Origin of the sequence: Cyanobium usitatum str. Tous (assembly GCF_003011885.1) — a bacterium.
GTDB classification, from domain to species: domain Bacteria; phylum Cyanobacteriota; class Cyanobacteriia; order PCC-6307; family Cyanobiaceae; genus Cyanobium_A; species Cyanobium_A usitatum.
Genome location: NZ_PXXO01000021.1, coordinates 1 through 21360 on the forward strand (window position 1 = coordinate 1; position 21360 = coordinate 21360).

At 65.4% G+C, this 21360-nt stretch carries 22 protein-coding genes; 8 read left to right on the plus strand and 14 right to left on the minus strand.

Translation table 11 applies throughout. The annotated features are described in order from the left end of the window. On the plus strand, positions 1-476 hold a 476-nt coding region (locus tag C7K55_RS13630), incomplete at its 5' end, for a hypothetical protein (RefSeq protein WP_206603522.1). A 3-nt stretch (positions 477-479) separates the two neighbouring features. Here the strand turns inward: C7K55_RS13630 and C7K55_RS12755 are convergent. Continuing rightward, positions 480-1442, minus strand: coding sequence for a glycosyltransferase (locus C7K55_RS12755; protein ID WP_241518372.1), 963 nt, complete (start codon positions 1440-1442; stop codon positions 480-482). A gap of 59 nt (positions 1443-1501) precedes the next feature. Further along, positions 1502-2023 (minus strand): hypothetical protein, encoded by a 522-nt coding sequence (locus C7K55_RS12760; protein ID WP_127432042.1) that lies wholly within the window; start codon positions 2021-2023, stop codon positions 1502-1504. Between the two features lie 100 nt (positions 2024-2123). On the opposite strand from C7K55_RS12760, the gene C7K55_RS12765 reads away from it, so the two are divergent. Then, complete coding sequence (locus C7K55_RS12765; RefSeq protein ID WP_106633109.1) at positions 2124-3416, plus strand: tetratricopeptide repeat protein; 1293 nt, start codon at positions 2124-2126, stop codon at positions 3414-3416. Here C7K55_RS12765 and C7K55_RS12770 read toward each other — a convergent pair. Further along, positions 3335-4648, minus strand: coding sequence for a glycosyltransferase (locus C7K55_RS12770; protein ID WP_106633110.1), 1314 nt, complete (start codon positions 4646-4648; stop codon positions 3335-3337). The two genes, C7K55_RS12765 and C7K55_RS12770, sit on opposite strands and share 82 nt — an antisense overlap. A 55-nt stretch (positions 4649-4703) precedes the next feature. Between C7K55_RS12770 and C7K55_RS12775 the strand changes: the two genes are divergently transcribed. Beyond that, the gene (locus tag C7K55_RS12775; RefSeq protein ID WP_106633111.1) at positions 4704-5789 is read left to right on the plus strand and encodes a hypothetical protein; all 1086 of its coding nucleotides are present in this window, start codon (positions 4704-4706) and stop codon (positions 5787-5789) included. On the opposite strand, the gene C7K55_RS12780 is transcribed toward C7K55_RS12775, so the two are convergent. The 4 genes from C7K55_RS12780 to C7K55_RS12795 are packed head-to-tail and all read right to left on the minus strand — an operon-like array spanning position 5764 to position 10937. Beyond that, entirely contained in the window at positions 5764-6030 is a 267-nt protein-coding gene (locus C7K55_RS12780) for a hypothetical protein (RefSeq protein WP_206603523.1), read from the minus strand. The genes C7K55_RS12775 and C7K55_RS12780 overlap by 26 nt on opposite strands. Before the next feature lie 2 nt (positions 6031-6032). Continuing rightward, on the minus strand, positions 6033-7298 hold the full coding sequence (locus C7K55_RS12785) for a beta-barrel domain-containing protein (protein ID WP_106633113.1): 1266 nt from the start codon (positions 7296-7298) through the stop codon (positions 6033-6035). Beyond that, entirely contained in the window at positions 7298-10165 is a 2868-nt protein-coding gene (locus C7K55_RS12790) for a peptidase domain-containing ABC transporter (protein ID WP_420912804.1), read from the minus strand. Before C7K55_RS12790 ends, C7K55_RS12785 begins: the two co-directional genes overlap by 1 nt. Positions 10166-10181: 16 nt before the next feature. Continuing rightward, positions 10182-10937 carry a peptidylprolyl isomerase gene (locus C7K55_RS12795; RefSeq protein WP_106633115.1) on the minus strand — a complete coding sequence of 252 codons (756 nt, stop codon included), beginning with the start codon at positions 10935-10937 and terminating at the stop codon, positions 10182-10184. A 90-nt stretch (positions 10938-11027) separates the two neighbouring features. Here C7K55_RS12795 and cysS point away from each other — a divergent pair, with 90 nt between their 5' ends. Beyond that, positions 11028-12479, plus strand: a complete 1452-nt coding sequence (cysS, locus tag C7K55_RS12800; RefSeq protein WP_106633116.1) for a cysteine--tRNA ligase — start codon at positions 11028-11030, stop codon at positions 12477-12479. 100 nt (positions 12480-12579) lie between these two features. Here the strand turns inward: cysS and C7K55_RS12805 are convergent, their stop codons facing one another. Beyond that, positions 12580-12804, minus strand: coding sequence for a hypothetical protein (locus C7K55_RS12805; RefSeq protein ID WP_106633117.1), 225 nt, complete (start codon positions 12802-12804; stop codon positions 12580-12582). A gap of 19 nt (positions 12805-12823) precedes the next feature. After that, on the minus strand, positions 12824-13534 hold the full coding sequence (locus C7K55_RS12810; RefSeq protein ID WP_106633118.1) for an RluA family pseudouridine synthase: 711 nt from the start codon (positions 13532-13534) through the stop codon (positions 12824-12826). Positions 13535-13578: 44 nt separating this feature from the next. Here C7K55_RS12810 and C7K55_RS12815 point away from each other — a divergent pair, with 44 nt between their 5' ends. Both C7K55_RS12815 and C7K55_RS12820 read left to right on the plus strand, forming a co-directional pair. Then, positions 13579-14829, plus strand: coding sequence for a 1-deoxy-D-xylulose-5-phosphate reductoisomerase (locus C7K55_RS12815; RefSeq protein ID WP_106633119.1), 1251 nt, complete (start codon positions 13579-13581; stop codon positions 14827-14829). Beyond that, positions 14826-15164, plus strand: a complete 339-nt coding sequence (locus tag C7K55_RS12820) for a (2Fe-2S) ferredoxin domain-containing protein (RefSeq protein WP_106633120.1) — start codon at positions 14826-14828, stop codon at positions 15162-15164. Before C7K55_RS12815 ends, C7K55_RS12820 begins: the two co-directional genes overlap by 4 nt. Here the strand turns inward: C7K55_RS12820 and C7K55_RS12825 are convergent. From C7K55_RS12825 to C7K55_RS13830, 5 genes are all read right to left on the minus strand, one after another. Further along, on the minus strand, positions 15148-16140 hold the full coding sequence (locus tag C7K55_RS12825; protein WP_106633121.1) for an alpha/beta fold hydrolase: 993 nt from the start codon (positions 16138-16140) through the stop codon (positions 15148-15150). The two genes, C7K55_RS12820 and C7K55_RS12825, sit on opposite strands and share 17 nt — an antisense overlap. After that, positions 16137-17564 (minus strand): NAD(P)(+) transhydrogenase (Re/Si-specific) subunit beta, encoded by a 1428-nt coding sequence (locus tag C7K55_RS12830; protein WP_106633122.1) that lies wholly within the window; start codon positions 17562-17564, stop codon positions 16137-16139. Before C7K55_RS12830 ends, C7K55_RS12825 begins: the two co-directional genes overlap by 4 nt. Further along, the gene (locus tag C7K55_RS12835) at positions 17564-17869 is read right to left on the minus strand and encodes an NAD(P) transhydrogenase subunit alpha part 2 (protein WP_106633123.1); all 306 of its coding nucleotides are present in this window, start codon (positions 17867-17869) and stop codon (positions 17564-17566) included. The genes C7K55_RS12830 and C7K55_RS12835 overlap by 1 nt, the downstream gene beginning before the upstream one ends. Next, positions 17869-19002, minus strand: coding sequence for an NAD(P) transhydrogenase subunit alpha (locus tag C7K55_RS12840; protein ID WP_241518373.1), 1134 nt, complete (start codon positions 19000-19002; stop codon positions 17869-17871). The genes C7K55_RS12835 and C7K55_RS12840 overlap by 1 nt, the downstream gene beginning before the upstream one ends. A 103-nt stretch (positions 19003-19105) precedes the next feature. Further along, complete coding sequence (locus tag C7K55_RS13830; protein WP_127432044.1) at positions 19106-19294, minus strand: hypothetical protein; 189 nt, start codon at positions 19292-19294, stop codon at positions 19106-19108. Between the two features lie 127 nt (positions 19295-19421). Here C7K55_RS13830 and C7K55_RS12850 point away from each other — a divergent pair, with 127 nt between their 5' ends. Both C7K55_RS12850 and C7K55_RS12855 read left to right on the plus strand, forming a co-directional pair. Further along, a complete protein-coding gene (locus C7K55_RS12850) occupies positions 19422-20879 on the plus strand; it encodes a DEAD/DEAH box helicase (RefSeq protein ID WP_106633126.1) in 1458 nt (485 codons plus the stop codon). A gap of 112 nt (positions 20880-20991) precedes the next feature. Next, positions 20992-21228: a hypothetical protein gene (locus tag C7K55_RS12855; RefSeq protein WP_106633127.1), complete on the plus strand. Its 237-nt coding sequence runs from the start codon at positions 20992-20994 to the stop codon at positions 21226-21228. The last annotated feature ends 132 nt before the right edge of the window (positions 21229-21360 follow it).

Genomic DNA, 21360 nt, shown 5'->3' on the forward strand with positions numbered 1-21360 from the left:
AGCAGCAGCTCCAAGACGCCCGCGAAGAAGCCGAGCTCACCCTGCTCCAGCTCCACCAGGTGCAGGAAGAGCTCGAACACATCTTCCTGGAGCACCGCAAATCCCAGGAGCAGATCACCGCCCTCGAAGCCCAGCTCAGCCAGGCCTCAACCGAAGCCGATCAGCTTCGCGAAGCCGCCGCCAGCTCCTCCCACAGCATCAACGAGCTCGAACAATCCCAGCAGCAGCTCCAAGACGCCCGCGAAGAAGCCGAGCTCACCCTGCTCCAGCTCCACCAGGTGCAGGAAGAGCTCGAATACCAATTCCTCGAACACCGCAAAGCCAGCCAGGAGTGCGATGGCCTGCAGCAGCAACTCGCCGCTCTGCGCGCTGAGATGGGCTACTACTTCCTGCTCAGCCAGGCCGATCCCTGCCTCGACCAAAGCCGCATCCCCCAGCTCAAGGGCCTGATGCGCGACACCCTGATCCGTCGTTAAGGCTCAAGGCCAACTTGCCAGCCAGCGCCGCCGCCAGCCGCCGCGCCGGTCGCCCACGAGCCGGCGGCGGCTGAAATACCAAAGCCGGTTGAGCTGAAAGCTGCTGCGGTTGGCCTCCGCCAGGGCAGGATCGGCCGCAAGGGTGGCCGATCCGCTCGGATTCGCCGCGGCCATCGCAGCAAGCCATGGGCCCTGCTCCAACTGCTGCACCAGCGGATCAGCATCCAGCCGATTGCGGTAGTCCGTGTCTTCCCAATATGCCGGATAAAAGCTCTCGTCAAAGAGCCCCACCCGATCCCAGGCCAGGGCGGTGAGCACAAAGGCCGAGTACGCCGCCGCACCCGGCAGCAGGGGCACCCATTGGGGTTGGCCCGGGTCAACCACCGCCAGCAGCTGGGCCAGCACCCCCGGCGCAAACACCACGTCGTTGTTCAAGATCAGGGCCCAGGGCAGCTCCGGAAAGGCGGTGAGGATCTGGTTCCAGCTGGCCGCCACCCCTTGGTTGCCAAAGGGGCGCGCCACCCGCACCCGCTCCACCTGCGGATGGCCCTCTGCCTCCAGACGCGTGAGCACGCTCTGCACCGCCGCATTGCCGCTGCTGTTGTCCACAATTGCCAGGGTGTGCACCGGCTGATCCAGGCTCGCCAGCAGCCGCTCGAGCAGCTCCGGGCCATTCAGGATCGGCACCCCCAGCAGGGGGATTCGGCCCACTGGCGCCGCTGGTGGCGGCAAGCGATCAAGCTCCTGCCAGAGCTGCTCCAGCAAACGCTGTTCAGCACTGGCTTCTGCCACATCCGCCAGGCTTTGCCACAGCAAGGGGCGGCGAGCGCGCTGGCGTGAGGGCAACAGGCTGAGCTCCTGGTGGTAATGCGCCATCCACTTGCCCAACCCCGCAAACACCACAGGCCAGTTGCGCTGGGTCAGGGCCTCCTGAATGGCATCACAGCGCTGCTGGTCGAGAGTCATGCCAAAAAAAAGCCCGGCGGAAGCCGGGCTCGGAGATCTTTAGGAGTTGGAGCGATCGGTCACTTAACTTGGAAGGAAATACCGCCCAGGCCCTTGATCTTGCCGTTCTTATTAATATCGGCACTGGTAAAGGTCTGACCCTTTTTGTTGATGATCTTGTCGTTTGCATCAACAATAACGGTCGTCTTCTTAACAGACGTTTGGCCATCGATCTTGAACGTGTCTGCACCTCCGGCGGAAAGATCAACCGTGGTGTTAGAGATCTTGGTTTTCACCTTGGCACCGTTCACTTCGGTGGCGGAACCAAATACCAAGGTGTCAGGAGTGGTGGTGCCAACGAATTTCAAACCAGCTACATAAGTCTCTTTGAGATCACCTGTAACAACTAGATTTTTCTGAGCAATCTTGCCCAGGTCGTAGGTCACCACAGAGGTGATAGGAGTGATGTCCTTGGCGGCTTTCTTAGATGCGGCAGCGATAACCAAGGTATCGCCGGTTACAGCAGCGTTCTGGCCTGAACTCTTAAACTGAGTTTCGGTGTATCCTGTAACACCTGACGTTGGAGTGGTTGAAGTTGCCAATGCACTTTGAGTAACTCTCGATAAAATTTAGCACATCACCACCCCCCTCTCACACCCTCTTCGTCATTAACGAGGAAATCCAGACGCGACCTCTCTGCCCTTGAAACCCCTTGCCCCCCAAGCCATCCGCCTCTTCCAGGCGGGCTGGGACGCAGAACAATCCGGCAACTGGCACATAGCCGTGGAGGCCTACGACTGCTGCCTATCCATCACCGGGCCCCACCCCCAGGTGCTCTGCAACCTGGCCCAGGTGCTGTGGATGAGCGAACAGCTCACAGCAGCCGAGCACGCCCTGCACCAAGCCCTCCAGCTCGCCCCACAGGAGGGCAAGCTCTGGCGGCTCCAGGCCACCCTGCAGCGCGACCTCAACCGCTTCGAAGCCGCCGAGCAGGCCTTCCAACGGGCGGCCCGTTTCGGCTTCACCGATGCCACCACCTCCTGGAACCACAGCGAAACCCTGATCGGGCTAGGGCGCTACGGCGAAGCCTTCGCCCTGGCCGAGCAGCGCCTCTCCGAGCCGGGCTTCCAGGGCCTCTTCCATCGCACGGCCCCCTACTGGCAGAACTGGCCCCACTGCCGCAAGCTGCTGGTGTGGAGTGAGCAGGGCCTGGGCGACACCCTGCAGTTTGTGCGCTGGCTGCCCCTGCTCCAGCACCGGCTTCCGGCCCTCGAGCAACTGGTGCTGGATGTGGAAGCGCCCCTGGTGCAGCTGATGCAGCGGGGCCTGGCCTGGCTGCCGCGGCCCCTGGAGGTGAGGGCCAAACAGGCCAATCCAGCCCCCTGGCAGGGGGCCCAGGGCTCCCTGCTCAGCCTGCCGCACCGGCTTGGTGGGGCACCCGCCCCACTGCCGGGCGCCTACCTGCTGGATCCGGCCTGGCAGCGGCGGCTTCGGACGGCACGTTCGCGGCCCCGGGTGGGCGTGGTGTGGGCCTCCGGGCACCGCCAGGACGATCCCAACACCGCGCGCCTGTACCGCCGCCGCAGCCTGCCCACCAACGCCCTGGTGGCCCTGCTCACAGGATTAGATGCACTGGGCGCCGAGTTGGTTAATCTGCAGATCGGCCCCGATCGCCAGCAGGCCAGCGCCTGGAAGGGCAGCTTTGCAGGTGCCCTCGATCCCAGCGCCGACTTCGCCGCCATGGCCGAGCAGATGGCCGATCTGGATCTCACCCTCAGCGTCGACACCGCCGCCGCCCACCTGGCGGGGGCCACCGGCCTGCCCGCCTGGGTGCTGCTGCCCTGGAATGCCGATGGCCGCTGGCTGCGGCAGCGCTCCGACAGCCCCTGGTACCCCTCCCTGCGGCTCTGGCGTCAGCCGGCCGCAGGGGATTGGCCAGGGCTGGTGGATGCCGTGCTGCAGGGCTTCGCCAGCTGGCTAATCAGGTCGAGATAGGCCTCTGCGGCCCAGTCCACCGCAAAGCGCTGCTGCACCGTGCGGCGGGCCTCCGCCCCAAGCGCCCGGCGCCAGGCGGGATCCTGCAGCAGCCGCAGCACCGCCCCAGCCAAGGCCGGCGGGTCGTTGAAGTTCACCAGCAGGCCATTGCGCCCCGGCTCGATCACCTCCGCCAGGGGGCCATCGCCATTGCCCACCACCGCCGCGCCGCAGGCCATCGCCTGCAGCACGCTCCAAGACAGCGTGTAGGGATAACTCAAATAAATATGGGCGGCGCTCACCTGGAACAAGGCGATCAGCTGATCTAGCGGCAACCAGCCCACCGCATGCAGCCGGCTGAAATCGAGTCGTCCCTGCAGCTGCTCGAGCAGCTCCCCCAGGAACCCACCCGGGTGGCTGCTCACCCCGCCGTAGCCAGGCCGGGTGGCATGGCCAGCCAACACGACCTGCAGATCTGGGCGGGCCCGCATCAGCGCCGGCAAGGCTTCCAGCATCGGCTCGATCCCGCGCAGGGGCTCCAGGCTGCGGCAGGCCACGGTGATCACCGGATCCCCGGGCCGCAGCACCAGGCCATCGCCACAGTGGAAGCGGGCCTCGGGGTTTGGGCAGGCCAGGCTGGCATCTATACCCTCGTGGATCAGGTGCAGCCGGCCCTGCAAGGGGGCGGGGAAGCTATCCCGCTGAAACCGGGTGGGCACCACCGCCCCATCCGCGCCCAGCACCGCCGCACTGGCGAGCAGATTCTGGCGATCGATGCACGCCTCGAGCTGGGGGGAGATCGGCGGCTGCCTGGGATCGAAGCCATACCCCAAGCAGCGGGGGCTGCCGTAGAGCTCGGGATAGGCCAGCAAGACAGCCTTTGGCCACACCGCGTGCAGGTGCAGGCCCTCCCCCCAGCCGCTGTGGCAGATCACCGCATCGGGATGGAGCCCCTCCCCATCCCGCAGACCACGGGCCAGCTCAGCCAAGGCCTCGCCGCGCCGCAGGGCCGATTCCAGATCGACATCAAGGGGAGCGCTGGCCGGCGCAAGCGGATCGGGCAATTCCCAATACGTAAACGACAGCGGTTGATCCTGCTGCTGCAGCAGGGCCCCCACCTCCTCCGCCGGCCTCGCGCCGATGGCGTCGATCACCACACCACGCCGCAACCACGCCATCACCAGATAGCGAAACTGGCCAGGGAAGTGGCGATGCACCAGCACAATCCTGGGGGCCAGGGCAACCGATCGCAAGGCCCTTAAACAGTAGGCTCATGCCATAACAGAGCAGGGTTTCAACCTGTCAGCTATGGCGTTCTTCGATCTTCTGCGGGGCGGTCGTCGTCAGCATCAGCGCAAAAATGGTCTGATCGACGCTGCCGAAGCCCCACTGCCCACCATTACGCCGCCCCGCAAACTTGGCATCACCACCACGGTGGACGTGGAGCCATGGTCTACCTCCCGGCTGGCCACCATTTTTCGGGAAGCCAAGCGCAATCCCTCCGCCGCCGCCTATGAGGAGGCCCGCCTGGCCCGCCACCGCCTCAGCCAATTCTGGCTAGCCGCTCCGATCGACCAACTGGAAAGCCTCTACACGGGCAGCTTTGGCCATCTCCAGCGACTCGTGCTCAGCGGCCCCCTCACCGACCAACCCCTCGCCCGAGACGAACAACGCTGGCGCCGCCATCTGGTGGAACGCCTCCAGGAGGATTTCGCCCAACCCGCCCGCCTCAATCTGCTGCTGGCAGCCATCCTTTATGTGCCCAGCGGCACCATGCGGGTGGAGAAACCCACCAGCTATCTGCCCGAATGGCTGCTCGACGACTACATCGAGTTCTGCGATCCCAGCATCGCCGGCGAGATCCGTGGCCCGGCCGGATTCCTCGAAGCGGCAGAACAAACGATGCTCACCGCCCCCCAGCTTAGCCTGCCCCAGCTCGATGAACGTCGTGGCAACCAGATCCTCGAGATCCTGGCGGAGGCCACCTACGTGACCCGCATGCAAGGCCTGATCAACCTCCATGCCATCGACCCCAACGACGCCGAGGTGATCGAGGAACTCGCCGACCTACGCCGCCTGCTCAGCCAGCTGTGGCTCGATCTGCCCTCCAACCAGCTGGATCGCCTATACCAAAGCGCCGCCGGCGAGCTTTACCAATCCCTGCTGCGCAGCCGCTTCGGCGCCGCCCCGCTCAGCGACGAGGATCAAGCTCGCCGCTCTGCCCTGCTGCCCCTAGTGGCCGATCTAAGCCTGAATGGTGCAGTACAGGCCCTGCTCGCCGCCATGCCCTTCTTTCCCCCCGAGAAGATCCAACCCGCGGGTGGCCTCGAACACCTGCCACCCTGGACGGTATCACTGATCAGCAGCCTCAGCGGTGGAATTCCAGCCAGGTGAGCCGGTAGGCCAGATAGCCCACCGGGGGCACCAGCAGCACCGGCAAAAGCGCCACCAACACCAGGGTGGGCTCACCCAGCAGCAACGGCAGTAAACACAGCGCCACGTACACCCCCAGGGCCAAGCCGATCCGCACCCGGCGCTGCCGCAGCCAGGCCCACAGGCGTTGTCGGCGCACCTGGCGGCGCAGCCGATTGCGCCCCTCTGGCGGCACGTAGGGCCACCAGGGATGGCGATGCACGCTCACAGCCGCAGCCGCTCCAGGCTTCGCTGCTTGTCTTCAAAGAAGCCGGTGAAGATCTGGATGTAGCGCCGCTCCCGCACCAGGATGTCGGCGGTGAGGGCCATGCCGGCCTGCAGGGGCAGGCTCACACGGCCCACCTGGAGGTTCTGGCGCGACAGGCTGAGCAGGGCCGGGAAATAGAGCCCGCTCGACTGGTTGCCGAGCACCTTGGCCTGCTCCTCCTGGGTGAGGGCATCCGATCCGATCCGCACAACCTTGGCCGGGATGCGGCCGTAGTCGGAGGATCGATACGACTCGAGCGAAACCTGGGCCTCCTGCCCCACCCTCACAAAACCAATGGCATTGTTGGGGATGTAAACCCGGGCCTGCAGATCATCTCCCGGCACGATCTTGAGCAGGGGTTTGGTAGCCGGCAACGCCACCACACTGCCCCGGCCCACCGAGAGGTCAAACACCACCCCGCCGATCGGAGCGCTGAGCTGGGCGTACTGGAGCTGGCGCTGGGCCTCGCTGATCTGCCGCTCTACCTCGGTGAGTTCCTTGAGGTTCGCTTCAATCTTGGAGCGCAGCTCCTCGCCGGGCCGGGCCTCCGTTTCCTCCAGAGAGGAGCGGGCGCGTGAGAGTTCGGCCTGCTGGGCCAGCAGCTCGGCCGAGATCTGGTTCACCTTGTTTTCCGCATCCCGCAGCTGCAGCTCACTCATGGCGCCGGAGCGGGCCAGGGCGCGGAACCGGGCAGCCACGTCCTGGGCATTGGCCAGGTTTTTGCGCAGCCCGCCGATCAGAGCCTCCGTTTTGCGCACGCCATCCATCGCACCCTGGCGCCGGCCGCCCAGGGCCCGCTGGCGCTCCAGCAGCTGGGAGCGCTGGTTGGGGCTTAGGCCTGCCGAGCCCGACTCGCCCAGGATCACCCGGTAGATCTGGTTTTCATTGCGCAGCCGGTCGCGCACGGCCGTGGCAGCAGCCAGTTTGCTGCGCGCCTCGCGCAGATCAAAGCGCACCAGCGGATCCCCCTGACGCACGGCCTGGCCCTCCTTCACCAGCACCGCATCCACCAGCCCCGGAGCCGGGGCATCGATCGAGCGCACCTTGGATCCCGGCTCGAGCTTGCCCTGCACCGCAATAGTTTCCGAGAGGGGCGCCACCAGCGCCCAGAGCAGCACGCCCACCGTGCCGGCCGCGGCCGTCCAGATCAGCGCCGACGAGGCCCTTCCCGCCTTGCGCAGCAGCACCGGTTGGTTGAAGCTCCACTCCTCCGCTGGAGCCATCAGCCCAAACCCTCCTGCATCTGGCTCTGGTAGAGGCCGTAATACCAGCCCTGGCGTGACATCAGCTCAGGGTGGCTGCCCACCTCCATGATCGAGCCCTGATCCATCAGCACGATCATGTCGGCCGGACGCACCGTGGTGAGCCGGTGGGTGATGAAAAACACCGTGCGCCCCCGGAAGGCCTCAAACAGGTTGAGGCACACCTGGCGCTCGGTGCGGGCATCAAGGGCACTGGTGGCTTCATCGAGGATCAGCATCCGCGGGTTTTGCAGCACGGCCCGGGCCAGGGCCAGTCGCTGGCGTTGGCCACCGGAGAGCCCCGCGCCCCGCTCACCCACGCTCGAGTTGTAACCCTGGGGCATGGCCATGATGAAGTCGTGGGCGCAGGCGATGCGGGCGGCTCGGATCAGCTCATCGGCGGTGGCATCGGGCTTCACCATCTGCAGGTTTTCCTTGATGGTGCCGTCAAACAGCAAGCTGTCCTGGGGCACCACGCCGAGCTGGCGGCGCAGGGAATAGAGCTCCACCTTGTTGATATCGAAGCCATCGATCAACACGGCTCCCTTTTCCGGGCGGTAGAAGCGCGGCAGCAGCTTCAAAAGCGTGCTCTTGCCGCTGCCCGAGCCGCCCACCATGCCCACAAAGGCCCCGGCCGGCACGGAGAGATCGATGTTCTGCAGCACCTGGGGAGCCCCCGGGCTAAAGCGGAAGAAAACGCCCTTGCACTCCACCGCCCCCCGCAGCGGCGGCATCGGGATGTTGGTGGCCTCGGCCTCCGTTTGCTCGGTTGTGCGATCCACGATGTCGCCCAACAGCTTGATCGATTCGGTGTTCAACTTGTATTGCTGGTAGGTCTGCACGATCTGCACCAGCGGGCCCGTGATGTAGCCACTGATGATGCGGAAAGCGAAGAACGCCCCCAGGGTGAGCTGGCCCTGCATCACAAACCAAATACCCACGCCGATCACCAGCAGCTGGTTGAGCTCACTGATGAAATTGGCCAGCCCGGAGATGGTTTCCTGGGTCACCCGCAGCTTGAAGTCTTCGCCGATGAAGCGGGTGTAGCGGTTTTGAAATTCCCAGCGGGTTTTGAGCTCGGCGTTCTGGGATTTGATCGTTTGGATGCCGGTGATGGCTTCGTTGAGGAACGAATAGGTGCGGATTGCCTCGCCGATCGAGCGTTCGACCAGCCGCTCCACCACGGGATTGCTCACCAGCGCCAGGATGATGAACAGGGGCACCGTGCTCAGCGTCACCAGGGTGAGCACTGGATTGATCAACAACAAAATGAAGATGTAGAGCAGGCTGAACACGAAGTCCACGCCCGTGGTGAGGCTCTGGCCGATCAGAAAGTCGCGCAGTTTGTCGAGCTGGCCGAAGTAGAAGGTCACCTGGCCCACGGGCCGGGTGTCGAAGAAGCTCTGGGGCAGCCGCACCATCTGATCGAGAATCGTGGCCCGGGTGGCTTGGTCCACCCGATTGGACACCTCGGTGAAGATCAGGCTGCGCAGAGTGCGCACCACCGACTTCACCAGCCCGGCCAGCAGCAGCAGGGCCGAGATGCTGATCAGGGCACCGGTGTTGCGGTATTGGGCCACCTGGTCGATCAGCACCTGCAGCCCCAGCGGCGTGGCCAGGGCCAGCAGGTTGAGCACAAAGGAGGCCACCAGCACCTCCAGCAGTGCCCGCTTGTGCTGGCGCAGGAAGGGCACAAACCAGCTCCAGGAGAAGCGGGCCTCCTTGCTGTCCACTTGGCGCTCCATCAGCAGCACCGGCACATTCCCCTCGGCGTCGGCCAGCTCCGCCAACGGAATCCGCAGCGGCCCCAGCTCGGGATCCAGCACCCGGGCACAGCCGTCGGGGTCGACGCCATCCAGCACCCCGATCTGCTCGTGCTGGGCCAGCACGGCCGGGGTGGGCAGCCGCTGCAGCCGATCCGCCGGCACCTCGGTGAGCACGGCCCGCAGGCCCAGGTTGCTCACCAGCTGGCCGTAATTCACCAGATTGAGGCGGCTCTGTCGCTGCAGAATCCCCTCTACCTGGTCTTCCATGCCATCGCGGTTGAACGGCACGCCGTAGTAGCGCGCCAGCGCCTGGGCAATGGCGAGGGGGGCATCGCGCACGCCACTAGCCCGGGCCAAGGTCAAACCCGCCCCCAGCCCCTCAGCCCGCGGGGCCGGCGGCTCTGGGGAGAGCGCGTAGGCATCGGAGCTGGGCTCCTCCTCCGCCACGGGAGGGGCTGGGGTCTGCGCCGCACCAGCCACCTCGGCCGCTGCGGGCACCCCAATCCACCGGCCCTCCGCCGAAGCCAGCCAGAGGTGGTCCGCCGGCAATGCCGCCGCCTCGCCAGCCTGCCGCACCTCGGCCTGCTCCAGTGTGTGGGCCCAGCGATTAAGCAGCGGCGTGTGGGCCGGCTCCCGCCGCACCAGCTCCAACACCAGGGAATACACCTCAGCAGCGCCCACCCGGCTGTGGCACCAGTTCTGCAGAGCCGGCGAGCGCTCCAGCAGATCCACAAAAGGCTCGGCCGGCAGCCACCAGGCCTCAACCTCGGTGCTCGCCCGCAGGTGCTCGCAGGGCTGGCCGCGCAGCAGGCCCACCCAGCCCGCCAGATCACCGGGGCCGAGGTGTTCCAGGGTGACCCAACCAGACCCCACCAAGCGGGGCCCCAGGCTTCGCACTCGGCCCTGGCGCACCAGCAGCACCCCATCGGGCAGGGTTTCGCCGTGGAGCATCAACTGGCCCATGCGGTAAAGCCGCCGCTCCCACAAAGGCAGGGCCTGCTCCAGCAGCGCAGGCTCCAGCCGACCAAAGGGAATGGCCTGGTTCAACGCCTCAAGCGAGGCGAGCCAAGGGGGCGACGTCACCATGGCTTAGGAGTCATCAGGTGTCGCGTGGCAAGGGAAGCGCCGCCCGTGGCTCGCCGCGAAGCACCTGAACTACACGGTCTTGCATCCATTTATTGTAGAGCTCAGTGGTCAAGTTTCGCCGCATCGACCCATCCAATTCGGCAGGAATCAGCTCTTCAACCTGAAGAATCACCCAGATATCCACCACAAAAAAGGGCTCCCACAACTGCCCCGGCCGACTCACGCGAAAACGGGCACTCAGCTCGGGGTGGGAGGCTTTCAGTGAATGGGGTCCAAGCCGGCCACCGCTCTCCCGTTCCGCTCCCTGGGAAAACTGCGGCGCCAGTTCGGCGAAGTCTGCCTCGCCCTCCACCAGGCGCTGATACAGCTCCAGGGCCACGTCGTGGTCGTCCACCCGGATCATGGAATACACCACCTGATCGAGCTCCAGCTTGCGATCCAGAAACCGCAGCTCCACATCGGCACCGAAAGCGCGTTGCTGAAACAGCTCCAGCTTCCGCAGCCGCGTGGCCAGATAGCGCTCCTCGTCAGCGCTCTCAGCAGCAGGCCGGCCCTCAACCTCCCGCCAGGCCGCCACCAGCTCCTCGCTCTCAGCCTCAGGCAGCCTGATGGCCGACACCACCTCATCGAGCACCAGGGCCAGCGCCACCGACTGATCCAAACCCTGCAGCCGCACGAGCCGCTGCAGCTGGTCCAGGCTCACCGGTGGGGAGCCTGGTTGCAATACCAGGCCGGCCACAGACTGGAAAACGGCTTCCTCAGACTCCAATCGACCGACCTCAGGCCCAATCCGAAATTACCCCAGCTGTGCCGTCGATCCAGCCATGCCACGATCCAGATCCGTGATCGCCTCTCTCGTGTGACCCTGCGCCTCACCAACACCCTCAGCCGCCGCATCGAGGAATTCCAGCCGCTCGAGCCTGGAAAGGTGAGCATCTACTGCTGCGGCGTGACGGTCTACGACCTCTGCCACCTGGGCCATGCCCGCAGCTACATCGCCTGGGATGTGCTGCGCCGCTACCTGCTGTGGAGCGGCTACCGGGTGACGTTTGTGCAGAACTACACCGACATCGACGACAAGATCCTGGGTCGCGCAGCTGAGGAGGGCAGCTCGATGCAGGCGGTGAGTGAGCGCAACATCGAGGCCTTCGTGACCGACATGGCCCGACTAAATATCCTGCCGCCCGACCGTATGCCGCGGGCCACCCAAAGCCTGGACGCCATTCGCAGCCTGATCACCGAGCTGGAAGCCAAGGGGGCGGCCTACAGCGCCGATGGCGATGTCTATTTCGCCGTGATGAAGCATGCCGGCTACGGCAAGCTCTCCGGCCGCGATCTGGCTGAGCAGCAGGACAACGCCGCCGGCCGGGTGGCCACTGCAGAGGAGGCCCGCAAGCAACACCCCTTCGACTTCGCACTCTGGAAGGGGACCAAACCCGGCGAACCCAGCTGGGAGTCGCCCTGGGGTCCAGGCCGGCCCGGCTGGCATATCGAGTGCTCAGCGATGGTGCGCGAGGAGCTTGGCGACACGATCGACATCCACCTCGGTGGCGCCGACCTGATCTTTCCCCACCACGAAAACGAAATTGCCCAGTCGGAGGCAGCCAGCGGCCACGAGCTGGCCCGCTATTGGCTGCACAACGGCATGGTCAATGTGGGCGGCCAGAAGATGTCCAAATCCCTGGGCAACTTCACCACCATCCGGGCCCTGCTCGATTCCGGCATCTCGCCGATGACATTGCGCCTGTTCACCCTCCAGGCCCATTACCGCAAGCCGCTCGACTTCAGCGCCGACGCCCTCGAGGCCGCCGCCACCGGCTGGAAGGGTCTCAACGCCGCCCTGGGCCTGGCAAGCACGCTGACGCTTGGCGCCGCCCCCGCCGCATGCCCCCCGGATCTTGCCGCCGCCCGTGCGCGCTTCGCCGCCGCCATGAACGACGACCTCAACACCTCCGCCGCCCTGGCGGTGCTGTTTGAGCTGGCCAAGCCCCTGCGCGCCCTGGCCAATCGACTGGAGCGCGGTGATAGCAGCGCCGCCGCTGAGGCCCGGGCACCAGATCTGGTGGATCATGGCCAGCTGCTGCTGGAACTGGCCGGAGTGCTTGGCCTCCAGAGCAAAACCGAGGCCAAAACCAGCAGCACCAGCCCCGGCCCCAGCGACGCCGAAATCCAGGCCCAAATCGATCAGCGTCAGGCCGCTAAGGCCGCCAAGGATTTCCCTGCTGCCGACGGCATCCGCGATGGCCTGAGGGCCTTGGGCATCGAGTTGATCGACAGGCCTGGCGGCATCACTGAATGGCTGCGGGGCTGAGTATCTCTCTGCAGGGCAACCCCTACGAACGCTCCCAAATTCCGTACAGGTTGTACAGAACCCGGGAGACTCCAAACAACAAATGAGGGCAAGCCCCTACTTAGTCCTCGCTCGGCTCGGGTGCCTGCCGGCCCTGCATCATCCGCTCGATCTTGCGAATCCGCTCCAGGGTGGTGGTCCACACCTCTTTTTGAAAGCCCGGCTCACAGCCATCCACCAGGGCCTGCAGGTCCTCTTGCCGCTCGAAGGCATCCCAGAGCTGGCGCTCGAGCTTGGCCCGGTCGATGAAGTTCCAGCGCTGCAGCCACACGGGCAGTGCCGCCATGGGAAAAGTTCAACTGGGATCAGTTAAGGGGATCCACCCCCACCAGCCCATCGCCAAAGCAACGGCTGCGCAGATGCAGCGGCTTGCCCGTGGCCGGATGCAGCAGCTGCAGACCGGCGGCATGAAGCTGCAGCCGTGGCGCCGCGGCTGGTTCGCCGTAGAGGGTGTCGCCGTAGAGGGGGTCGCCATAGATGGGATCGCCATAGATGGGATCGCCCAGCACCGGATGGCCAAGGTCCGCCAGGTGCACCCGCAACTGGTGAGAGCGGCCGGTGCGGGGTTGCAGCAAAAGCAAACTCGAGCCCTCGAAGCGCCGCAACACTCGCCAGCGGGTGAGGGCCGGCTTGCCCCCCTGCTCTAGCGGCACCACCCCATAGCGGGGCGGCCGAGTGGCGATCCGCGCTAGCGGCTGGTTGATTACCCCGCCCCGATCCGCAGGCAGCCCCTTCACCACTGCCAGGTAGGTCTTGCGCACGCGCCGCTCGGCGAAAGCGGCACTTAGGGCCCGATGGGTGGTGGCGTCTCTGGCCAGCAGGATCAGCCCCGAGGTATCGCGATCGAGGCGGTGCACCAGCCTTGCCTCCGGCCACCGCTCCTGGGCCCTACTGATCAGGGAATCGGCCAGCTCGGGCCCAAGCCCCGGCTGGCTAAGCAGGCCCGAGGGCTTCAGCAGGGCCAGCAGCCAGGGATCGGCATAGAGCACACAACAGCCGGGATCACTTCGGGGCATCCTGCAGGGTCAATGGGAGACTTGCCACCACTTGAGTTGCCGCCGTGAAAGCCCTCTCCGTGCTCGGCTCCACCGGCTCGATCGGCACCCAAACCCTTGAACTGGCCGAGGAATTCCCGGACCGCTTCCGGGTGGTGGCCCTCACGGCCGGCAACAACCTGGATCTATTGGTGAGTCAGATCCAGCGCCATGCGCCCGAAGTGGTGGCCCTGGCCAATGCCGAGCGCGTCAGCGAGCTGGGCGAGCGGCTGCAGGCCCTGGAACCCGCCGCCAGGCCCGCCAAAATGCCCGAGCTGCTGGGGGGCTCTGAGGGCCTCTGCGCCGCCGCCGCCTGGTCCACGGCCGACCTGGTGGTTACGGGGATCGTGGGCTGCGCTGGCCTGCTGCCCACCCTGGCCGCCATCCGCGCCGGCAAGGATCTGGCACTTGCCAATAAGGAAACCCTGATCGCCGCCGGCCCCGTGGTGCTGCCGGAGCTGGAGAAAAGCGGCTCACGCCTGCTGCCGGCTGATTCCGAGCACTCGGCGATCTTCCAGTGCCTGCAAGGCACCCCCTACGCCGAGACGGCGCGGCTCTCCACCGGCAACCCCACCCCGGGCCTGCGCCGCATCCAGCTCACGGCCTCCGGCGGCGCCTTCCGCGACTGGGCTCCGGCAGACCTCCACAAGGCCACCGTGGCCGATGCCACCAGCCACCCCAACTGGAGCATGGGCCGCAAAATCACCGTGGATTCGGCCTCCTTAATGAATAAGGGCCTGGAGGTGATCGAGGCCCACTACCTGTTCGGCCTCGACTACGACCACATCGAGATCGTCATCCACCCCCAATCGATCATCCATTCGATGGTGGAGCTGGCCGATTCCTCGGTGCTGGCCCAGCTCGGCTGGCCCGATATGAAGCTGCCCATTCTTTATTGCCTCAGCTGGCCCGAGCGCCTGAGCACCCCCTGGCGCCGGCTCGATCTCACCGAGGTGGGCCAGCTCAGCTTCCGCGCCCCCGACCCGGCCAAATACCCCTGCATGCAGCTGGCCTACGCGGCCGGCCGCGCCGGCGGCACGATGCCGGCGGTAATGAACGCCGCCAACGAGCAGGCAGTGGCCCTCTTCCTCGAGGAAAGGGTTCACTTCCTCGATATCCCGACATTGATCGACGGGGTGTGTGATCGCCACCAAGTCGATCTCATGGCCAATCCCTCCCTAGACGACGTGCTGGCCGTAGACGCTTGGGCCCGTAATGCGGTGCATGAGGCTGCAGCCCGGCTCCAGGCCAAGGCGCCAGCTGCGCTGCCAGCGTGATCTCGCACCACCTGCTGCTCTGCGCCACTCCCAGCAAGGCCCTCTGCTGCCCCGATCCCGCCATTGGCGCCGCCAGCTGGGAGGCCCTCAAGCGCCTGGTGCGCGAGCTGGGTCTCGAGGATCCGGCCCGGGCCGAGGGGATCGTGCTGCGTACCAAGGCCGACTGCCTGCGCATTTGCGCCGAGGGCCCCATCCTGCTGATCTGGCCGGAAGGCACCGTTTATGGCGGCGTCAGCCCCGAGCGCATCGAGTCAATCCTGCGGGAGCATGTGATCGGCGGCCAGCCGATTGAGCAGTGGATCATCAAGCGCATGAGCCTCAAAGCTGCCGCTTGAGCCAGCTCGCCACCAGCTGATCACCCCAGCAGCTGAGTGGCTCATCACCCACCCCATGGAAGCCGTTATGGCCGCCATGGGCCGTGAGCACCACATCAAGGCCAGGAAGGTGCTGCTGGGCTAAAAGCTGGGCGCCACTGGCCGGCACCCAAGGGTCGTCGAGGGAGTGCAGCAGCAGGCTCGGCGGCAAATCGACCGATGCTGAAAGCAGACGCGGCAGGGGCGAAGCCTCCCGGTAGTAATCGTCAACGGAGGCGTATCCCCAGCGAGGGGCAGTGATAGCAGCATCGAAGCTACGAATCGAGCGGGGCCGCTCTGGCCCCTGCAGGGCCTGACTCTCAGCGTCGCTCACCCCAAATGGATCGGCCAGGGTCTGGGCGCACAGCCGGCGCAGCAGCCAGCGCTGATACACCCTGTTGCGGGGCAGCTCAATCTGCTGCGAGCAAAGGGGCAGATCAAGCGGGCTGCTGGTACACACCACACCACTCAGCACCCCCGGACTAGCCAGGCAGGCATTGAGGAGCATCGTGCCGCCCAACGAGATCCCCACGCCAAAAAGAGGCAGGCCACCGGCCCGCTGCTGGGCCAACTCCAGTACGGGCAGCAGGTCGCGATCGCAACGGGCTGCATAGGTGCCAGGCGCCAGGGGCCGGCCCGGTCCGGCACCCCGCAAATTCAGGCGCCACACCGCGAAGCCCGCGGCTTGAAGGCTGAGGCCCATGCGCCGCAGACCCTCCCGTTCGCTCGATCCACCCAAACCGTGCAGCAAAAGCACAAGTGCCCTTGGTGCCCCAGCAACTGGCGGATCAACCAGCGCTAGCAGGGAGGCATCACCGCCCACCGCAATGGGGATCGGTTCACCAAGATCTAGGGGCAGCTTTGGCGGCCTGAGGGTGTCTCGCAGGGTCTGGAGATCGGGGCCGATCCAGGGCCAGCGTTGCTTAAAAACAGGGGGTGTCGAGGCGGACTCCTTCAGGCGGCCACCTTCTTACCCACCCCCATGCTGCGCAGCTCGGTGAGCAGGCCATTGAGCACGGCCTTGGCATCACCAAAGACCATGGCGGTCTGGGGCAGCTCAAATAGGGCGTTTTTAATACCGGCGTAGCCAGCGCCAAGGCTGCGCTTCACCACAAACACCTGGCGGGCTTGGTCCACCTCAAGCACGGGCATGCCGTAGAGAGGGCTGGTGGAATCGGTCTTGGCGTCTGGGTTAACCACGTCGTTGGCGCCCAGCACAATCACCACATCGGTGCGGGGGAATTCAGGGTTGACCGTGTCCATCTCCAGCAGTTGCTCGTAGGGCACATCGGCCTCTGCCAGCAGCACATTCATGTGACCAGGCATACGCCCAGCCACCGGGTGGATCGCATAGGTCACCTCCACGCCGTGGTTTTCCAGCAACTTGGAGAGTTCGCGCAGGGCGTGCTGGGCTTGGGCCACTGCCAGGCCATAGCCGGGCACAAACACCACGCGCTCAGCGGCCTCCAGAGCAAGAGCGCACTCCTCAGCGCTGCAGCTGGTGATGCGGGTGTAGCCGGCCTCTTCGCCGCCACCGCCCACCGGTGCCGCCCCACCAAGGGCGCCTCCAAACAAGACGCTCACCAAGGAGCGGTTCATGGCGGTGCACATCACCTGGGTGAGGATCAGGCCCGCAGCACCCACCATGGCGCCGGCCACAATTAGGAGTTGGCTGCCAACGACGAAACCTGCTGCAGCTGCGGCCACTCCGGAATAGGAGTTGAGCAGCGAGATCACCACAGGCATGTCGGCACCGCCGATCGGCAGGGTGACGCCGATACCCAGTAGGGAAGAAGCCACCACCAGCACCCAAAGAGGGGCTCCGGCCATATCGCCAGGCAGGGCAATCGCACCGGCCAGGCAGGCCACCGCCAGTGAAATATTCACGGCGTGGCGCATGGTGCTCTGGGTCCAGCCGGGGGTATCAATCCAGCCCTGCAACTTGCCCATCGCCACGATCGAGCCGCTGAAGGTGATCGCACCAACGAACACCGAAATCACGATCGAGATCTGCTCCACCAGGCCGGAGGAGCCCTCCCCCGGGCTAAACAGTGCCACCCCAAGAGCTACCAGCAACGACGCCATACCGCCGCAGCCGTTAAACAGAGCCACGGTTTCGGGCATGGCAGTCATCGGCACCCGCTGGGCCGTAATCAGGCCGAGCACGCCGCCCAGGCCAGTGCCGATCGCTACCCAAAGCCAGGCTTGGGGGGAGAGGGGTTGCTGAATCAGCAGGCCAAGCACGGCCAGGCCCATGGCCAGGGCCGCCAAACCATTAGCGGAGCGAGCGGTGCTCACCTTGGAGAGGCCCTTGATACCGAGGGCCAGCAACAGCACGGCACCCAGATCGATCAGGGCGGGCAAAAGATCAAGTCCAGCCATCAGCGGGTCCCTCCGGTGCGGGGTGATTTGCGCGAAAACATGGCCAGCATGCGGTCGGTGACCAGGAAGCCACCAACGACGTTGAACAGGGCAAAGCCCAGGGAAAGCGAGCCGAGCACCAGCAGGGGCAGCTGGTCATTGGCCTGGGCGATCAGGGTGAGCGAAGCCAGGACGGTGATGCCGCTGATCGCATTGGCACCACTCATCAGCGGGGTGTGCAGGGTGGGAGGCACCTTGCCGATCAGTTCGAGTCCCAAAAGGCTGCCCAGCAAGAGCACCCAGAGGGCTTGGGTCAAAGCACTCATCAGTTAGCTCCGGAAACGAGGTCAGGGAAACGGCAGGCGCCATCGTGAGTGAACAGGCAGCCGGCCACGATCGGGTCCTCCTGGTCGAGCTGGAAGCCGTCTTCACCCAGCACGTGCTCCACCAGGGCCGCCAGGTTGCGGGCGTAAAGGGCGCTGGCGTGGTTGGCAACGGAGCTGGGCAGGCCATCGCCACCAATCAGGCGCACGCCGTGGCGCTCCACGGTTTGGCCGCAGACCGTGCCGGCGCAGTTGCCGCCCTGGGCCACGGCCAAATCCACCACCACTGAGCCGGGGCGCATACCCGCCAGCATCTCATCGGAAATCAGCATGGGTGCTCGCCGGCCCGGCACCTGGGCGGTGCAGATCACCATGTCGGCCAGGGCCAGCTGATCGGCCAACTGCTGGCGCTGGGCAGCCAGAAAGGCTTCGCTAGCCGCCTTGGCGTAGCCACCGGCTTCAGCTGGGCGCTCCTCCTGCTCGGGAGGGGAAATAAACCTGCCACCCAGAGACTCAACCTGCTCCTTAGCCGCGGGCCGCACATCACTCACGTAGACCACCGCGCCAAGACGCCGGGCCGTTGCCAAAGCCTGCAGCCCCGCCACCCCTGCCCCGAGGATCAGGGCCCGAGCCGGCTGAATTGTGCCCGCCGCTGTCATCAACATCGGCACGTAGCGATCTAGGGCTGCAGACGCCAGCAGCACCGCCTTGTAACCGGCGATGTTGGCCTGGGACGACAGCACATCCATGGACTGGGCCCTGCTGATCCGGGGCAGCAGCTCCAAGGCCAAGGCCGACACCCGCCGGGACTGAAGCTGTTCCACTAGGGCGATGGCGCCATAGGGGGAGAGCAGACCAGCCAGCAGGGTGCCGGGCCGCAGCTGATCCAGCACCTCGGCAGCTGGTGGATTGACGCAAAGCACCGCATCGACGCCAGCGCCTAAATCGGGGCCTGGGGCAACAAGACGGGCTCCAGCCGTTTCAAACTCATGGTCGGCATAGCCGGCCGCCAAGCCAGCGCTTTGCTCAACTTGCAGCGTCAGCCCCCGGGCCAGCAGCCGGCGAACGGTTTCGGGAGTTGCGGCAACCCGGCACTCTCCCGGGTTGCGTTCCCGCAGGATCAATACTTCAGCCAAGTGGGTCCCCGGAGGCCATAGATCTATTAGGGGGTGTCTCCCCTCGCCTGAGCAACACAACTGCAGCAAATGTGCGCAGTTGCCCATCCAAGCCAGGTGGAGCTCAAAACAGGGGAAGCAACTCCTGTTCAACGCAGCTGGCCTGCGGCAGGGCGCCCTGGTGACGCAGCTGGCGCGCCCGCAGGATCATCGGATCGATGTCGCATTCAAGAGCCCAGCAGCGGTTTAGATGCCAAAGCTGCAAGGCGGGAGCCCAGGCCCAGGCATCCGGATCGGGGCAGGAGTTCGCCATAGGGAAAACAACAGGGGAGCCGGGAGTTGAACTGAAACTAGGCACGCTGGGCCATAAGCCCATAGGCCAGATCACCCATTTGCAGGTGGCCTGCTGACGCCAGGGCACCTCTGGCCACAATGGCGTGATGGGATTTCCTTCCTTCGACCTGGGCATCCCGCCGCCCACAACAACCGCCGTGCGACCCAGGCAGTGGCAGAGCCGCCTGATCCAGCTGCTGCGGGCCCGCCTGCTCAACCACCAGCCTGGCGGCCATGACGTACTGATCCATGCAGGACCGGGTGCGGGCAAAACCCTGGGGGCCCTGCTCAGCTTCATCACCCTGCAGCGGGAGGGGAGGCTCGATCGCTTTTTGATCTTCTGCCACCGGAGCTCAATCGCCCGTCAGTGGCTGGGAGCTGCGGAGCGCCTCAACCTGCGCCTGCTGGAGTGGGACCCGGAGCAGGGGCTATCAGCCCTCGAAGCAAATTCAAACTGGGATGGCCTGCTGCTCAGCTATCAGTGCACGGCCCGGCACCGCCTAGCCCTCGAGGCAGCCCTACCCCGCATAGCTCTGGGAAGCTGGCTGGCCATTGCCGATGAAGTGCACCACCTGGGCCTGGATCCGGATGAACCAGAGGCTGCGGCCTGGGGTTTCGCCTTCAGCCAGCTCACCGCTCCAGCCCAGCTGCGACTAGGCCTCACCGGCACCCCTTTCCGCGCCGACAACCTGGCCTTTTGCGCCGCCCGACGGGTAAAGGTGCGCGAGGGAGATCAGGTGATCGAACGCATCGCCCCCGATTTGAGCGTGGAACCCCGCCAGCTGATCTTGGCCGGCGATGTGCGCCCCCTGGAATTTCGCTTCCAGGACGGCTGGGTCGAGCACGGCAGGCCCCAGGCCTCCGCCGACACCGAAACCTCGCCCCTTTCAGCTGAAGCGCGGGAGAGCTGGCGAGCCCGCAACTTGCGCCGCGCCATTCAACTCGGAGATGCCAGCAGCATCGCCCTGCGACTACTGCTCAAGGCCCGTCAACGGCTGGAGCGAGTGCGGGCAGACCACCCCGAGGCGGGCGGGCTGGTGATCGCCCGCGACATCGCCCACGCCAGGCGCATCACCGGGCTGCTGGAGGAGGAGGGCGACCGGGTACACCTGGTCCATTCCCAGGACCCGGAGGCCAGCGCCCGCCTGGCCGCCTTCCAGGCCGGCGAGGCGGACTGGCTAGTGAGCATTGATATGTGCGCCGAGGGCTTTGACGCCCCAAGACTGCGGGTAGTTGCCTACCTCACCACGGTGGTAACTCGCAGCCGCTTTGTACAAGCCATCACCAGGGCTGTGCGCATGGATGGCCAACGCGCCGCCGTGGAGACCGTGCCGCGGCAGCCGTCCTATGTGTTCGCGCCAGCCGACCCATTGCTGATGAGCTACGCCCGCAGCTGGTCCCTCAGCGAGCCCTACCTGATCAAGTCGAAGCAAGTGGCTACAGAGCCTGTCTCACTCGCTAGCAACCAGGGAGGTTCCCTACCCCTGCAAGCTGTAGAAGCAAGGATCGGTGCTGTGATCAGCATGGGTCCGGAGCTACCTAGTTTTCTGCAGCGAACGGCCTGAAAACTGCTTTGGCGATACAAGGTTTAAGCGCAAATGTGCGACGTTGTGTCAACCAATACCTTCCCAGGGCCCGTAGCCCGTCAGCGTGGTGGAGCCCAAGGGAGAGGGGAGCATGGATGCCGCAGTGAATCGCCGCCTAACCGTTGCTGTCAGCTGGGCTTTGGCCCGCCGAGCCACCCTCGACGCCCTCGAACATTTCGAAGAAAGCTTTGCGGTCACGGAGGAATTCCGAGAATGGCTGCTCTGCCTGGAAGAACACCCGGAACTCCTTGCTGCGAGTGTGTTGATGGTGCCAAACGACCTGGGCCAGGGCATCCGGCCCGCCAGCGACGGCATCCTGGAAATCTGAGCCGATTTGAGATGCAAATCCGCAGCAAATTGCGCTCAAATCTAAAGCAAATCTAAAGACATTTGCTCCCGAGGTGTCGGGCCCTTCGTGCAAGCTGCCGCGCTGATCTCCTAGGCTCAACTCATAGTCAAT

Excerpts from the sequence above, each read along its gene's own strand:
- C7K55_RS12850 (WP_106633126.1), top strand. The coding sequence starts at position 19,422 with ATGGGATTTCCTTCCTTCGACCTGGGCATCCCGCCGCCCACAACAACC.
- C7K55_RS12835 (WP_106633123.1), bottom strand. The coding sequence starts at position 17,869 with ATGAGTGCTTTGACCCAAGCCCTCTGGGTGCTCTTGCTGGGCAGCCTT.
- C7K55_RS12855 (WP_106633127.1), top strand. The coding sequence starts at position 20,992 with ATGGATGCCGCAGTGAATCGCCGCCTAACCGTTGCTGTCAGCTGGGCT.
- C7K55_RS12775 (WP_106633111.1), top strand. The coding sequence starts at position 4,704 with ATGGCGTTCTTCGATCTTCTGCGGGGCGGTCGTCGTCAGCATCAGCGC.
- C7K55_RS12830 (WP_106633122.1), bottom strand. The coding sequence starts at position 17,564 with ATGGCTGGACTTGATCTTTTGCCCGCCCTGATCGATCTGGGTGCCGTG.
- C7K55_RS12810 (WP_106633118.1), bottom strand. The coding sequence starts at position 13,534 with ATGCCCCGAAGTGATCCCGGCTGTTGTGTGCTCTATGCCGATCCCTGG.
- C7K55_RS12785 (WP_106633113.1), bottom strand. The coding sequence starts at position 7,298 with ATGGCTCCAGCGGAGGAGTGGAGCTTCAACCAACCGGTGCTGCTGCGC.
- C7K55_RS13830 (WP_127432044.1), bottom strand. The coding sequence starts at position 19,294 with ATGGCGAACTCCTGCCCCGATCCGGATGCCTGGGCCTGGGCTCCCGCC.
- C7K55_RS12805 (WP_106633117.1), bottom strand. The coding sequence starts at position 12,804 with ATGGCGGCACTGCCCGTGTGGCTGCAGCGCTGGAACTTCATCGACCGG.
- C7K55_RS12755 (WP_241518372.1), bottom strand. The coding sequence starts at position 1,442 with ATGACTCTCGACCAGCAGCGCTGTGATGCCATTCAGGAGGCCCTGACC.